The 15,149-nt window shown below is 69.7% G+C and carries 12 protein-coding genes and 1 tRNA gene; 3 read left to right on the top strand and 10 right to left on the bottom strand.

The features are described from left to right. The 6 genes from ABD823_RS29885 to ABD823_RS29860 all read right to left on the bottom strand — a co-directional run. A partial coding sequence (locus ABD823_RS29885; RefSeq protein WP_344865453.1) for a protein kinase domain-containing protein occupies positions 1-981 on the bottom strand: 981 nt, incomplete at its 3' end. Further along, positions 978-2,432, bottom strand: coding sequence for a peptidoglycan D,D-transpeptidase FtsI family protein (locus ABD823_RS29880; RefSeq protein ID WP_344865451.1), 1,455 nt, complete (start codon positions 2,430-2,432; stop codon positions 978-980). The genes ABD823_RS29885 and ABD823_RS29880, both read right to left, overlap by 4 nt. Continuing rightward, positions 2,429-3,811 carry an FtsW/RodA/SpoVE family cell cycle protein gene (locus ABD823_RS29875; RefSeq protein WP_344865449.1) on the bottom strand — a complete coding sequence of 461 codons (1,383 nt, stop codon included), beginning with the start codon at positions 3,809-3,811 and terminating at the stop codon, positions 2,429-2,431. The genes ABD823_RS29880 and ABD823_RS29875 overlap by 4 nt, the downstream gene beginning before the upstream one ends. Positions 3,812-3,815: 4 nt before the next feature. Further along, entirely contained in the window at positions 3,816-5,177 is a 1,362-nt protein-coding gene (locus ABD823_RS29870) for a PP2C family protein-serine/threonine phosphatase (protein ID WP_344865447.1), read from the bottom strand. Next, a complete protein-coding gene (locus tag ABD823_RS29865; protein ID WP_344865446.1) occupies positions 5,174-5,641 on the bottom strand; it encodes an FHA domain-containing protein FhaB/FipA in 468 nt (155 codons plus the stop codon). The genes ABD823_RS29870 and ABD823_RS29865 overlap by 4 nt, the downstream gene beginning before the upstream one ends. Before the next feature lie 17 nt (positions 5,642-5,658). Next, positions 5,659-6,399, bottom strand: a complete 741-nt coding sequence (locus ABD823_RS29860) for an FHA domain-containing protein (RefSeq protein WP_344865444.1) — start codon at positions 6,397-6,399, stop codon at positions 5,659-5,661. A 94-nt stretch (positions 6,400-6,493) separates the two neighbouring features. Here ABD823_RS29860 and ABD823_RS29855 point away from each other — a divergent pair. Continuing rightward, positions 6,494-6,576 (top strand) — tRNA-Leu (locus ABD823_RS29855). 248 nt (positions 6,577-6,824) lie between these two features. Here ABD823_RS29855 and ABD823_RS29850 read toward each other — a convergent pair. From ABD823_RS29850 to ABD823_RS29835, 4 genes are all read right to left on the bottom strand, one after another. Continuing rightward, on the bottom strand, positions 6,825-7,235 hold the full coding sequence (locus ABD823_RS29850; RefSeq protein ID WP_344865442.1) for a hypothetical protein: 411 nt from the start codon (positions 7,233-7,235) through the stop codon (positions 6,825-6,827). A gap of 195 nt (positions 7,236-7,430) precedes the next feature. Then, positions 7,431-8,357, bottom strand: coding sequence for a hypothetical protein (locus ABD823_RS29845; RefSeq protein WP_344865440.1), 927 nt, complete (start codon positions 8,355-8,357; stop codon positions 7,431-7,433). Next, a complete protein-coding gene (locus tag ABD823_RS29840) occupies positions 8,354-9,271 on the bottom strand; it encodes a hypothetical protein (protein ID WP_344865438.1) in 918 nt (305 codons plus the stop codon). The genes ABD823_RS29845 and ABD823_RS29840 overlap by 4 nt, the downstream gene beginning before the upstream one ends. Positions 9,272-9,738: 467 nt before the next feature. Then, positions 9,739-10,260 (bottom strand): hypothetical protein, encoded by a 522-nt coding sequence (locus ABD823_RS29835; RefSeq protein WP_344865436.1) that lies wholly within the window; start codon positions 10,258-10,260, stop codon positions 9,739-9,741. Positions 10,261-11,087: 827 nt separating this feature from the next. Here ABD823_RS29835 and ABD823_RS29830 point away from each other — a divergent pair. Both ABD823_RS29830 and ABD823_RS29825 read left to right on the top strand, forming a co-directional pair. After that, complete coding sequence (locus ABD823_RS29830) at positions 11,088-13,487, top strand: DNRLRE domain-containing protein (protein ID WP_344865434.1); 2,400 nt, start codon at positions 11,088-11,090, stop codon at positions 13,485-13,487. Then, positions 13,488-15,149, top strand: coding sequence for a hypothetical protein (locus ABD823_RS29825; protein ID WP_344865432.1), 1,662 nt, complete (start codon positions 13,488-13,490; stop codon positions 15,147-15,149).

Genomic DNA, 15,149 nt, shown 5'->3' with positions numbered 1-15,149 from the left:
GCCCGCCGCGGGTGAGGCGCGGTTGCGGCCGGGGCCCGTGCCGGGCGCCGGGGCCCCGGCCGGCCCCCGGAGCGTGGCCGGGCCCGCGGCCGGCGCCACCGGAGCGGTCGAGGGGCCGGCCCGCCATCCGGCGGGGTCGGTGAGGGTGCCCAGGCCCGCCGTGCCCGCGCCGGTGGGCGACCCGCGCAGCGCCCGCGCCCGCTCCGCCAGCTCCAGGGCGTCGGCCGGGCGGTGCGCCGGGTCCTTGGCCAGGCACGCCATGACGAGCTCGCGCACCGGCGCCGGAACGCTCCCCGGCAGCGGCGGCGGCTCCTCGTTGAGGTGCATCAGCGCGATCGCCACCTGGTTCTCGGCGGTGAACGGCGGCCGGCCCGCCAGGCACTCGTAGGCCACCACGCCCAGCGAGTAGAGGTCGGTGGCGGGCGTCAGCGCGGTGCCGGAGGCCTGCTCGGGGCTGACGTACTGGGCGGTGCCGAGGACGGTCCCGGTCTGGGTGACGGGAGCGGCCTCCATCGCCCGCGCGATGCCGAAGTCGGTGATCTTCACCGTGCCGGTCGCGGTGACCAGCAGGTTGCCGGGCTTGATGTCCCGGTGGATGATCCCGGCGCCGTGCGCGGCGTGCAGGGCCCTGGCCGTCTGCTGCACGACGTCGAGGGCGTCGTCGGGGGCCAGCGGGCCGGTGCGGGCCAGGATGGCCGCCAGCGACTCGCCGGGGACCAGCTCCATCACCAGGTAGGCGTCGTCGTCGGCCTCGCCGTAGTCGTAGACCTGGGCGATGCCGGGGTCGGCCAGCCCGGCCGCGATGCGCGCCTCGGTGCGGAACCGCCCGCGGAAGGCCGGGTCGGCCGCGACGTGCCGGTGGAGCAGCTTGACGGCCACCTCGCGGCCGAGCAGCTCGTCCGCGGCCCGCCAGACCTCGCCCATGCCGCCCGCCGCTATCCGCCCCAGCAGGCGGTAGCGGCCCCCGAGCAACGACGTCACTTGTTCAGCACCGCTTCCATCACGCTCTTGGCGATGGGGGCCGCGGTCTGGCCGCCGGAGGCGTCGCTGCCGGCGCTGCCGGACTCGACGATGAGCGCGACGGCGACCTTGGGGTCCTCGGCGGGGGCGAAGGAGATGAACCACGCGTGCGGGTCGCGCCCCTCGGAGGTCTCGGCGGTGCCGGTCTTGCCGGCGACGGTGACACCGGGGATCTGCGCGGCGCCCGCCGTGCCCTTGGCGACGACGTTGACCATCATCTCCTTGAGCTTGGCGGCGTTCTCCTCGCTCATCGCCTCCGAGAGCTCCTCGGGGTCGGCGCCCTCGATCTCCGTGCCCTCGGCGTCGGCGACCTTCTCGACGAGGTACGGCTTCATGACCACGCCGTTGTTGGCGATGCCCGCGGCGACCATGGCCATCTGCAGCGGCGTCATCTGGTTGCTGCGCTGGCCGATCGAGGCCTGGGCGAGCGCGGCGGCGTCCTCCTCGGGGCCGATGCTGCTGGGCGAGACCTCCATCGGGATCTCGACGGACTCACCGATGCCGAAGGCGTCGGCCTGCTCCTTCAGGGCGTCGTAGCCGAGCTCCATGGCGATCTTGCCGAACGGCGTGTTGCAGGACTTCTCCAGCGCGAACGAGAGCGTCACCCGCCCGGAGCCGCACGCCGCGCCCGCGTAGTTGGGCAGGTCGGCGGTGGTGTTCGGCAGGTCGAGCACCTGCGGGGCGTCCACCTGGCTCTGCGGGCCGAGGGTGTCGTCGGCGGCCAGGTAGGCGGCCATGGTGACGACCTTGAACGTCGAGCCCGGCGGGTAGGTCCGGTTGATCGCCCGGTTCACGAGCGGCTGGTCCTCGTCCTTCTCCAGCTTCGCGTAGGCGTTGTTGACCACCTTCTTGTTCGCCCTGGACAGCTCGTTCGGGTCGTAGGTCGGGATGGAGACCATGGCCAGGATCGCCCCGGTCTTCGGCTCGATCGCGACCAGCGCGCCCTTCTTGCCGCTGGCGCCCAGCGCCTTGTAGGCCGCCTCCTGCGCCTTGGGGTCGATCGTCACCTCGACGTTGGCGCCCTTGGTCTGGGCGCCGGTGAACAGGTCGAGGCTGCGCCGGATGAGCAGGTCGGCGCTGGAGCCGTCGAGCAGGCTGTTCTTCGCCTGCTCGACGGCGTGCTCGCTCTCCGGGGCGAAGAACCCGGTGACGGGTGCGTAGACCTTGCCCTCGGGGTAGCGACGCTCGTACTTGTAGGTGTTGTCGTCGGTCTCGACCGACTCGGCCAGCACCTTGTTCCCCGCGGTGATCCGGCCGCGCTGCACCTGGTAGCGCTCGAAGAAGTTCCGTTCGTTCCGGGAGTCCTCCCGGATGCCCTCGGCCTTCACCGCCTGCAGGTAGTTCACGTTGAGCATGAGCAGGCCGAACATGACCATGCAGGCCAGGGCGACACGCTTGAGTGGGCTGTTCATCGCTGGAACACCTGCGTCATTCCTTCGTCCTGGATGGCCTGGGGCGCCGGGCGGCGGGCCGCGTCCGACATCCGCACCAGCAGCGCGATGAGGATCCAGTTGGCCAGCAGCGCCGAGCCGCCCTGCGACATGAACGGCGTGACCAGGCCGGTGAGCGGGATCAGGTTGGTGACGCCGCCGACGATGATGAAGACCTGCCAGGCCAGCAGGAACGACAGGCCGCCCGCCAGCAGCTTGGAGAACGGGTCGCGGGCCGCGATCGAGGTCCGCAGGCCGCGCTCGACCAGCAGCGCGTAGACCATCAGCAGGGCCATCAGCCCGGTCAGGCCGAGCTCCTCGCCGACGGCGGCGAAGATGAAGTCGGAGATGGCCAGCGGGATCACCCTGGGCTGGCCCTGGCCGAGCCCGGTGCCGAGGATGCCGCCCTCGCTCATGGCGAACAGGCCCTGCATGAGCTGGGCGCTGCCGCCGGGGGAGCGCTCGTAGAGCACGGGATCCTCCGGGTTGAGGAAGATCTCCCAGCGGGCCTGCACGTGGTCGAAGATCATGCCGGCGAGGACCGCGCCGCCGAGGAAGAGCAGGACGCCGATCAGCACCCAGGAGGTGCGCTGGGTGGCGACGTAGAGCATCACGATGAACGTGCCGAAGATCAGCAGGGAGGAGCCGAGGTCCTTCTGCAGGATCAGCACGCCGAGGCTGAGCCCCCACGTGACGAGGATCGGCCCGAGGTCGCGGGCGCGGGGCAGGTCGATGAAGAGCAGCCGCCGCCCGGCCAGCGCCAGCACGTCGCGCTTGGCCACCAGGTAGCCGGCGAAGAAGACGATCAGCGCGATCTTGGCGAACTCGGCCGGCTGGAGCTGGCCCACGCCCGGGATGCCGATCCAGATGCGGGCGCCGTTCTCCTCCTTGCCGAGGAGCGGGAGTAGCGGCGAGATGAGCAGGAACAGGCCGAGGGCGCCGGCGGTGTAGGTCAGGCGCTGCAGCGCCCGGTGGTCGCGGAGCACGACCAGCGTCACGGCGAACAGCACCACCCCGACCGCGGTCCACAGCAGCTGCGTGTTGGCCGAGGCGCCGAACGCGTCGGACTCCTCCAGCCGGTAGATCATCACCAGCCCGAGGCCGTTGATCAGCGTCACCAGCGGCAGGATCAGCGGGTCGGCCCAGGGCGCGAACTTCGCCAGCACCAGGTAGGCGGCCAGCATGAAGCCGCCCAGGCTGAGGCCGTAGGTGAGCATGCCGGAGGGGATCTGCCCGTCGATGGCCAAGCCCACGTTGGCGTACGCGCCCAGGGTGATCAGGACCGCGAAGGCGAGCATCGCCAGCTGCGCCAACCGCCGCTTGGACGGCAGGGGGACGGGTTCGACGCTTGGGGTGCTCATGTCTCTATTGTGACCTTGTGGGCTGAGGGGTGGCGGTGCTCTTCGACGTCGGACCGGTGGTGGCCTGCGGTTCGCTGCCGGTCCGCCCCTCGTCGGGCGCCGTGTCGTCCGGCTCGTCGCCGGTCTTGTCGCCGGAGGCCTTCTGCGCGGAGGCCGCCAGCTCCTGGACCTTCTGCACGCCCGCGTCCACGCTCGCCACGGGGATGCCGTCGCGCACCTGGCCCTGCTGGAACGCGCCGAGCGACGAGACCGCCACGGTGGTGCTGCGGACGGGATCGAAGAGCTCGAAGGGCCCCAGAGTGGTGTTCACCCCCCGGTAGACCACGATCTCGTCACCCCGCACCCCCACGAAGTACTGGTCGTCCAGCCACTGGTTCCCGAAATACCAGCCTAGGCCGCCACCGACGAGGACGACACCGCCCAGAGAGGCCAGAAGCGGCCACATCCGGCGCCGCTTGACCGGGCGCGCCGCCGCCCGGGCGACCGGCTCGTCGAGGTCGTCGTCCGTGATGACGGGCTGCGGCATGGTGATCGCGCCCGCGCGGCCCGCCGCGCCCGGCCCGTCCGGGGACGGCGAGCGGCTCAGGGTGGAGCCCGCGGCGCCCACCACGGCCGCCTCGGTGGACGGCGAGACGGCCCCCTCGTCCAGCTCCAGCACGTCGGCGACCACGCAGGTGATGTTGTCGGGTCCGCCGCCGCGGTTGGCGAGGTCGACGAGCGTGCGGACCACCGTCTCGGGGTCGTCGATCGTGGAGAGCGCGTGGTGCAGCGTCTCGGCGCTCACGACACCCGACAGGCCGTCAGAGCAGAGCAGGTAGCGGTCGCCGACCTGGGCCTCGCGCAGCGACAGGTCGGGGTCGACCTCGCCGCTGCCGTCCAGCGCGCGCAGCAGGATCGACCGCTGCGGGTGGGTGGCGGCCTCCTCCGCGGTGATCCGGCCGTCGTCCACCAGCGACTGCACCAGGGTGTGGTCGTGGGTGATCTGGTAGAGCTCCCCGGCGCGCAGCAGGTAGGCGCGGGAGTCGCCGACGTGCACCAGGGCGACCCGGGTGCCGGACCACAGCATGGCGGTCAGCGTGGTGCCCATGCCCTTGAGACTGGGGTCGCGGCCCACCATCTCGTGGAGGCGGCGGTTGGCGTCGCGGACCGCCGCCTCGATGGCGGTCAGCAGGTCACCGCCGAGGGCGTCGTCCTCCAGGGACGACATGGCGGCGATGGCGACCGAGCTGGCCACCTCGCCGTGTGCGTGGCCGCCCATGCCGTCGGCGACGGCGAGCAGGCGGCCACTGGCGTACGCCGAGTCCTCGTTGCCTTCGCGGAGGAGGCCGACGTCCGAGCGGGCGGCGTAACGGAGTGCGATGGTCATTTGCGCAATTCGATGACGGTCTTACCGATGCGGATCGGAACGCCGAGCGGCACCGGAGTCGGACGGGTGACTTTGGAGCGGTCGAGGTAGGTGCCGTTGGTCGAACCGAGGTCTTCCACGAGCCACTGACCGTCCTGGGGGAAGAGCCGGGCGTGCCGGCTGGAGGCGTAGTCGTCGGTGACCACCAAGGTGGCGTCGGGGGCCCGGCCGATGGTGATGGGCGACTCCGCGAGGGTGATGGTGGTGCCCTGGAGGGGGCCGCCGGTGACGACCATCTGCCGGGGCTCCCCCTTCTTGGGCTTGACCGCGGGTTTGGCCGGTTTGGGAACCTTCCGCGCGGGGACGGTGGCGGGCGTACGGGACCCGAACAAGTCTGTCCGGATCACACCGACCGCGGCAATCACGAAGAACCACAGCACCGCGAGGAACGCGAGGCGGATCAGCAGCAGCGTGAGCTCGGACATGGACCGTCTGTTTACCTTTAATCGCGCCGGAAAACCAGAGTCGTGCGCCCCAGAGTCACGCGAGTGCCGTTCTGGAGCTCGACCCGGCGCACCGGCTGGCCGTTGACGAAAGTGCCGTTCGTGGAGCCCAGGTCGACGAGCACGACCTGCGGACCCTCCACGCGCAGCTCGGCGTGGTGCCGGGACACGCCCGGGTCGACCAGCCGTAGATCACAGTCGGTGCCCCTGCCGAGCAGGGTCACCGGCGTGGTCAGATCGTAGGACCGTTGGCCCTGCGGGTCATCCTGGGTGGACACCAGGAGGCGGGGCCGGCCCTGGAAGGCGCGTCCCTGCGGGACCGGCATGTCGGTCACCGGCTTGCGGATCTCGTCCTGCTCGACCGTGGCGCCGCGGATCACTCCGGAGCGGATCCGGAACAGGCCGACCGCCAGATCGTCGGCGGTCTCGAAGCGCACCCGGACCGGTCCCACGAACGAGTAACCCTGCTCCTTGGCGTACTCGCGGGCGAGGTTGGCCAGCTCGTGACCGATGCTGTCGGCGTACACCTGCAGGCGCTCGCTGTCGGTGGTGGACAGCTCGACCACGAAGTCGTTCGGGACGAGGGTCCGCCCCTGGGCGACGATCGCGGCCCGCTCGTCCATCTCCCGCTGAACCGCGCTGGCGACCTCGACCGGCTGAAGGTCAGACTTGAACGCCCGCGCAAAGGCCCCCTCAACCAAGCCTTCGAGCCTCCGCTCGAAGCGCTGAAGGACTCCCACCGGGTACCTCCCTTCCTCCGTCATCTACATGGATCGTATCCGGGTTCGTAGGTACCGGCTGATCCGTGCTAATGTTTCGTGCGCACCCAAACAAGGGCGGGTGGCGGAACGGCAGACGCGCACGGTTCAGGTCCGTGTGTCCGAAAGGACGTGAGGGTTCAAATCCCTCCTCGCCCACGCGGGGCCGCCGACGAAATCGGTGGTCCGACAGTGACGGAACTCGGCCCCGGCTCATCAGAGCCGGGGCCGTTTCGTTTCCGGAGGGTCGTCCGGTACGGCGTGCGAGCACGGGGAGATGTCTATCCGGCCCTGCTTGCTAGCCGCTTTCGTCCCACTTTCACCAACTTTTTACTGATTCCCTTGATGTCCGGGCGGCCGTCAGCGGGGCGGGTGCACCGGCCGTACGGTCCGCCGTCCGAGAAGGTTCAGGGAGCCCAGACGGCCAGCGGCCGGGTGGAGCGGCGGCGCACCCGGCGGCGGGGACGGCCTCCGGGGCCGGGCAGACAGTCCAGCCAGCGGGAGATCTTCCTGAGGTTGGCGTGGGCGAGCTGGAAGGCCAGCAGCAGGCTCTGGGCGGCGATGCCGCGGATGCGGCGGCCCTGGGAGCGCTGGATCGCCTCGCAGGCGTCGTCCTTGGCGTAGCCGTGAAAGTCCTCACTGCTGTTGCGGAGGCGGGCATAGACGCGTTGGTGGTCGGTCGAGCCGTACGGCAGGGCCTGGGCGTGCTTGGCGCCGTGCTCGGGGGCCAGGGTGATGCTGTGCTGGCGGCAGATCGTCGGCGGGCCGGCCGGGCTGGGCGCGGGGTCGGCCAGGGGCAGGCGCACGCCGGTGCCCATGCTGGCGGGTTTGAGGGGGCACTGGAGCCTTCCGGCGGTGGCGGGGCATGACAGCCGCTGGTGGCCCTCGGGATCGGGCCGGCCCTTGGGGACGAGTTCGTAGGCGGTGCGGGCGGTGATCTGCCGCTGGTACAGATCGGAGGCATGGACCGGGGTCGTCGGAGGAGGTGGCGCGCAGAGCGCGGGTGGTGTCGATCAGCGCCTCGGGGAGGGCGGGACAGTACCAGCGGCCTTCGACCTGCAGGGCGCCGTGCGCGCCGGCCTGGATGCCGAGCTGGTCGTCGCGGTAGCCGAGTAGCCGAACAGGCGCTTGAGGAGCCGCTGCTTTCTCTGCTGCTTCGCGCCGGTGGCGCGCTTGCCCGCCGTGCGCCTGCCTGCCGTACGGCGCGGCGTGGGCGGGGGTTCGGCCGGAGCCGCCGCGGACCCGTCCGGGGCGGTGTCGGGGGCGCGGTGGTCGCCTTCTCGGACGTACCAGCCGGCGTCGGGATCGGTGGCGGTGTGCGGAGCTCCGGTCTTGGTGCCGCGGGCGTAGGTGGCGACAGGGGTGGCGTCGATGCCGATCGAGCCGTCCCAGTGCCGGTCGAGAACGGGGCGGACCGGGTCCAGGGATGCCTCGACGATGCCGTTGACCACGACGCGCAGGAGTTCGGCCCGGCCCGCCAGGGCGGCGGCATCGGCTTGTGAGCGCAGCGCGGCGGCGGTCTCGGCGGGCAGCCGCCGGTTGCGGGGCAGCGGGGAGGAGCCGACGCATGCCAGGACGGCGTCGAACAGGCGGCGCACCACGGCGTAGGCGGCCTCGAATCCGCAGCTGTCGTCGGAGCGGTCCTTGACGCCGAAGCGGCGCCGCCACGGCTCCGGGATGGAAAAGTGCAGGACGTCGGTGACCCGGGACAGGTGCACGGCGTTCGGGCGCTCCAGCGCGCACAGGAACAACCCGGCCAGCAGGCCTTCCACCGTGAGCAGCCGGGGCCGCCCGCAGGATCTGGCGAGCAGGGGCGTCAGCAGCGCCGCGGCGCCGGAGACGGCCACCAGGTGCACGGCGTGTTCCAGATCGGCGTCGGTGTAGGGGTGGCGCCGACTGCGCAGCACCGCCAGCTGCGCCTCCCGCGTGAGGCGGCTCACGGCTGGCCCCGCAGGTGCTCGGCCGCCTGGGCGGCCTCGACGCCGCGCACGAACGGCAGCACCCGCGACAGGGCGTGCAGGGAGTCGAGTCCGGCGGCGGCGACGATCACCGGCAGCGGCACGCCGGTCTCCATCAGCTCCACCAGCCAGCCGGCCCGCAACCGGCCCATCTTCAGCGCCGGGGCGGCCGGGGCGGGATGGGTGCGGGCCAGGAACCCGGTGACGGTGTTCTTGCCCCGGGCGTGGTGGCCGGGGCGGAACAGGTAGGCGGCCTGGCCGTCCAGGCGGGCGGCGGCCTCGGCCAGGACGCTCTCCCAGCCGCGGCGGCACACCACCAGCCGCTCACGGCGGCCGCGCACGGCGACCACGATCGCGCCGCCGCCCGGGCGGCGGACGTCATGGGCTCGCAACGCGGTGATCTCCGGGGTGTCCGGGCCGCAGCCCCGACCGAGTGCCAGCAGCAGCTGGCAGCCCTGGCGCAGCTGCGTGGTCGGTTGCCCGCCCGCCCACGCCCACAACGCGGTCAGCTCGGTGGGCGTGTACGGGCGCGAGGCAGTCGAGGCCGACAGTTTGACCGGTCGGCCGGTGGTGCAGTCGCCGCCCAGTACGGCCTCGCGCAGCCGCAGCAGCCGGCTGCGGTAGGTGGCCCGGGTACCGGAGGCCAGATGGGCGCAGCCGACCGCGATGAACCGCTCGATCACCTCCCGCGACAGCCACACTTCCGGCCGGGCAGGCAGGCCCTCGGCGTCGGCGAACAGCGCGAGCCGCGCCAGCACGCTGAGCAGTTCCGCGGCCGAATACGGGGTGAGCGGCTCGGCGGTGGCGACGGTGCGGCGCACCTGGCCGGCCACGCGGCTCCAGCCCGGGGGCGAGCCCGCCGGGACGTAGGTGTCGATGCGCTGTGCCACGCTCACCTGCCACAGGTAGACGCCCGCAGGGCTCCTGTTCCCGCTATAGCACGCCCTGGCGTCACTGTCAGTGGCCGACCGTGATGGTATCGGGGACCCGTCGCAGTGGAGCTCCTGCCCGGTGACGGTCCGCGCACCGTCCGGCCCGGTTCCTTTGCGACGGCCGGGTGCTGGCCGTGGCTGCTGACGGTCATGAGCCGGGAGCGGCTGCTGCGGGTGGGTTCGCGGTGGGGATTCCGTCTCGCGCTCGGCGGAGAAGACGTTCATGGCCATCCTGGCGCGTATCTCCCTTTTTACAGGGGGACACGCCGTCATGACGGCACGCCGGATACCGGCCTCACCGCTCGAACGGCGGTAAGGTCGCAGGCACGACGAACCATCTGATGAGTGTGGAATTGTCGTTCCGGCCGTCGTCGAGCTGCAACTCGACGACGCCCTTCTTCACGTTCTCCGGTCCGGGAGACAAACAGCGGCTACATGGTTGCCGCCGTTTCCGGATCCGCGGGCTGCGGCAGGGTCTCACGGCCGTAGCGATAGCGGGCGTCCGCGTTCTTGACGAGCCGGCCGTCGTCCACCATGTAGCTGAGCGTCATTCTCAGCAGGCGGGGGTCTTCACCGATGGCATCGGCGATCTCGCGGTTCTTCCACCACCGGTGGGGATCCTGGGCGAGCAGGTGCATGACGTTGGCCATCCGCAGACTGGCGGGCCTTCCCCTCCGGGCCGACGGCCGCGACTCGGTCGCCTCCCGTCTCGGTGCGGCGGGATCCGCGTCCGCACGTGCGACCTGGAGAGCGGGCGGATGGAAGGTCACCGTGTTCTCCCAGCCTTTCAGGACGTGCATGGTGGTCTCCAGCTCGGCGATCTCTCCACGGACACGGTCGAGCTCGGCTTCGAGGGCGGCTGCTTCGTTCCGGGCCTTCTCCAGGCAGTCGCGTGCATGAAGAAGTACATGAGAAAAGACAGGAGCGGCTTCCTCGCAGTACTGATCCCGCATGAGCCGACACTACATTGGCTGCCCAGGCGCAGAACGGATGCATGGCAGCGTGTCGCCTCCCGCCATGCGTATTTCGTGCGGCCGGATTTCCACTCCGTGGCCGGAGAAGGTTTTTGCGGGCGCTAATTATCAGCCACTCGTTCCTTTGGCTGCGACTGACGTTACGGGGACCCGGTCGTGACGTTTGGCGACGTGATCCGGCGAGGGAGGAAAGCCGGATCTGCAAGGAGGCCACGCGTATGGAAAGCATCGGCTGGAAAGCCTGCGATTCTCTGCCCGGCGGGACCGCGGCGCCGTATGGCGTCGCGGATGATCCGCCTTGCGGATGCGGCCTCCGGCCTGTGGTGCGTGTGCCGTGAGCGCACTCCGCTGAAGGGACTCGTGCCCGGCTGAGGATCGGCAGGATCCCGATCACGCGATTGGTGACCACGGGAGGGCGAGATCGTCCACCTTTCCATCGATACACATGGTGATGACAGGAACACAAAGAGCAGTGGATGGGTGTAACCGCAAACGGCAAATGAGGTAAAGCCCGGCAAAGTTTCTTCGATCTCCACTGGAACGAGGACTCCAGCCCGGCCGTGACGCACCTCACCGGCGATGAGGTGAGGGAATACGGCCGATGACGCGCCGGGCGCGCTCCCGCCGAGGACCTGCACCGCACCCGGTCGGCAACCGGACCGCACCACGCCGATGAACGTGAACCGCGACGTCGGGCCAAGCGGAAGTAGATCGCGGCCGACGGGCGTAAAGCCGACATAAGGCACCGAATGGTCGTGCGTACGGTTACCCACCGCACATCCCTCCTATCTGCTTGTGAGCCTGTCGTGGGTCAACCCCTTCCCGCTCCACCGCGCCCCGCCCAGCGGCGGCGCTCTGCGACGCGAACCGTCGCGGTCGGCGTCCTAACCCTGGTCGCCGTCACCTCCGCCTCCCTGGCCGAGGTCGCCACCCTGCCCGGCGCGGTGCCCCCCCTCCAGGCGGCGGCCGCCACTGTGACCACTACCGTGGCCGCCACACCGCCGGTGACCGAGCAACCCGACCGCCACGCCGCCGCCCTCGCAGCGCAGCGGCAGAAAAGCCGGGTCCTGATCACCGGTGAGACCACCGAGAGCAGCCTCACCTACGCCAACCCCGACGGCAGCTTCACCACGGAGATCAACCCGTCCCCGGTGCGCGTGCAGCAGGGCGGCGACTGGCACACCATCGACACCACCCTGATCGAACGCGACGGGGTGCTGGTGCCGAAGATGGCCAAAGGCGAGGTGGAGATCTCCGCCGGCGGCGATGGCGCGCCGATGGCCAAGCTCGAGCACGCCGGCGATGAGTCGTTCGCCCTGTCCTGGCCGACCAAGCTGCCCGAGCCGACGGTCGAGGGCAACAAGGCCACCTACGTGAACGCCGCCGGGCCCGATGCCGACCTGGTCGTCACCGCGCTGCCCACCGGATTCCGCCACGACGTGGTGCTGCGCAAGCGCCCCGCCGGACCGGTGGAGTACAAGCTGGAAGTCGACACCGACGGCCTGAAGCTCGCCGAGACCAAGAGCGGCAGCCTCACCCTGACCGATGAGGAGGGCAAGACGGTCGCCTCGGCGCCGCAGCCGGTCATGTACGAGGCCGCCGCCGAGCAGGCCGCCACCGCCGCCGAGGCCGCGGCCCCCTCCGAGATCGACACCCGGGTGGTGACCGAGAACGGACAGCAGCTGCTGGTCCTCAAGCCGGACGCCGAGTTCCTGGCCGACCCGGACACGCAGTACCCGGTGGTCGTCGACCCCACCACCACCTTGGGCGTGTACACCGACGGGTTCGTCCGCACGCACATCGCCGACATGGCCAACGGCGACTACCTGAAGGTCGGCTCATCCGACGGCGGAGACACCAAGCAGCGCTCGCTGATCAAGTTCAACGTCGCCTCCCTGGTCGGCAAGCACGTCACCGCGGCCGAGATGCGGCTGTGGACCTCCGACATCTGGACCTCCAGCCAGACCGGGCCGGGCGTCCTGGTGCGCCGCCTGCTGGCGAACTGGAGCACGGCCACCACGCACTGGGGCAACCAGCCGACGTTCACCAACACCGGCGCGGTCACCGTCAAAAGCGCCTACAAATCCACCTGGATGAAGTTCCCGATCACCGCGATCACCCAGGCCTGGGCGGCCGGCTCACCCAACTACGGGGTGCACGTGATGGGCGCCAGCGAGACCGACATCCGCTCGGCCCGCTGGTTCCACTCCGGCAACAGCGGATCGGTGAACCCGCCGGCGCTGGTGGTCACCTACAACTCCTACCCCGCCACCGCCACCGTCAAGACCGTCGGCGTGGCGACCGGCACCGACGGGGTGGCCTACTCCACCGCCACCCCGAGCCTGTACGGGGCGGCCAAGGACGCCGACGGCGGCGTCAGCCGCATCTACTTCGAAGTCTCCAGCACCGCCGGCACCGTCCTGTGGACCAGCCACGTGTCCGGTCTGGTCGCCGGCACCCAGGGCGCGGTGACCGTCCCGGCCGGGATCCTGGCCCACGGCCAGAAATGGCGCTGGCGCGCCCGCGGCTTCGACGGCGTCGACTACGGCCCCTGGTCCGGCTACCTGACCTACACCGTCGATTCCGTCAAGCCACAGCCGTACGAATCCACAGGTGCAGGCCAGTGGTTCATCGATCGCGGTCGCGTCGCGGACAATCTCCAGATCAACCCGGGTGCCACAGAAGCCATCCAGATCGCGGGCCAAGCGCGGACGCCGGGGGACAACCTCGCCGCGGTGTCGGTCAACCTCACCGCCCAAGGCAGCACGGCCGCCGGTAGCCTCGGCGTCTTCGCATCCGACGACACCGCCTCGGACGCAACGGCCATCAGCTACGGCACCGCCATGGATGCGCAGAACGAGGTGATGTCAAAGGTCGGCGCCGACGGCAAGATTAAGATCACGAACAAGGGGTCCGGCCCGGTCAACGTCTCTGTTGACGTTCACGGATACTCCGTCACCAGGGCAGGCGTACCCACCTACGCCGCCCCGACCACCTACGTGCCAATCGCCGCCTCGCAGATCGCCACGGACATCGTTGTCCCGGCCTCCGGGAACTACGAGCTAGAGCCGATGGGCAAGGGCGACATCCCCGCCTCCAACGTCCAAGCTGCCGCCATCTCCATCAGCGGTAAGAGTGAGGGCAGCGGCCGCGTCCACGTCTACGCATCAGATAAGCCGCTCCCTGCCGACGCGACGCTCTCCTAAATGCCCAACCGGCAGCACCGGAACTTCGCGATCGCCGAGCTCGGCACCAACGGCAAAATCACCCTTCACAACGACGGCGAGAAGCCAATCACCGTCTCGGTGAACACCACCGGCTACTTCACCACCGCGCTCGACCAGGGTCAGAACACCAGCACCATCGTGCCGGGCAGGCTCGCCGCCGGCGTGACGATCCCGGCTAACGGCGAACACGTGCTGAGCCTGTTGGGCAAGGCAGGACTGCCCGCCGCCCGCCCCTCCGCAGTTGGCCTCGCCATCACGGCCAGCGGTTCCGGGGCCGGCGCCATCACCGTCAACAGCTCAGGTGTCATCGAAGCACGCGCCGAGGCGCTGTCCTACGAGGCCGACATACCTGTCACGACCTTCATGACCCCGCGCGTCGGCTGCGACGGAGTCGTCATCCTGCGCAACACCGGTGAGCAGCCGGTCACCGTGGACGTTGACGCCTACGCCTACTTCGGCGACGCGGCACCGCCGTCGGCGGCTCCGTCTGGTGTGGCCGGTGATATCGAGAAGACGACAGGTACCGCTGATCTCGCCGATGACGTCACCAGCGACCCAGTACACGTAGAGATCGCCTCTTGTACTGACGATCTGGGAACCAGCACGACCAGCATTCCCAACGACGGGTCGAAGCCTGTAGCGGTGACCACCTTGCACGGAGCCGTCAGCATCGGCATGCCGGCATCCGGAGCAGCTACCGCCAGCGAGGCTGGAACCGCTGTTTTCAACGGTGATGATGCAGGTTATTCTGCAGCCGTCCAGCCCACCGACGACGGCGGATTCCGCGCGCTGGTGCACATCGAGGACGCCTCCGCTCCCACGTCCTTCGACTTCCCGGTCACCATGCCAGAGGGCATGGTGATGGTCCTCAATGATGACGGCAGCGTCGGCTTCGACTGGAAGGCGGAGGAAATGGATGCGTACTTCCCGCCCACCGAAGAGGCGGACGATCCTGTCGATCCACAAGCCGATTTCAGCGAAGAAATCGGTCCGGCTCCCGAAGCAAATGAGGGCGAAGAAGCCCCTTCATCCCAGATCATCAGTGACACGCTACCGGTTCCCGTCATCAAGGCGCCTTGGGCCCGGGACGCAACAGGACGAACGTGGCCATCCAAGTACAGTGTCAATGGCTCGACACTCACGCTCATGGTGGACCTGACGCCCGTCCAAACATCCGATCAAGACGCCACACTTGTCGAACCGACATTCCCTGTAGTGGCCGATCCGCAGGTACAACCCCGCGGGCCTATGCGAGGCAGGCGATCCGTGTGCACCTTCAAGTCGGAAACTGACCGTCCGCATGAAAGCACATGGAAAGACCCCAAGACTGGCAAAGTTGGCGGCCCTGAGGCTTCCGCACATGGCTGGTGGGAGAATATCAATTGCCCTAATAATCTACGCGCGGACGTCACCGTCTGGCTGGAGGAGTTGCTGCCTAACGGTACCTGGATAAAAGCAGGAACCGTAGACAAGAAGCGTCTAGCTAGCAAAAAAGAGGGTGGCGGCCGCGCAACCGGGCGGGCACGATGCAACAAGCGCTGGAATACAACCTGGCGTTCCTTCGTTGATGTCGACATAGTCGGCTATGCCGACACTCCGGGCACGAACATGAAGGAACACACCTTCCCATGCAGGTGGTAA

It is taken from the genome of Planomonospora alba, from assembly GCF_039534085.1.
GTDB classification, from domain to species: Bacteria; Actinomycetota; Actinomycetes; order Streptosporangiales; family Streptosporangiaceae; genus Planomonospora_B; species Planomonospora_B alba.
The sequence above is the reverse complement of the archived record's forward strand: the minus strand, read 5'-3'. Positions and strand labels throughout refer to the sequence as shown.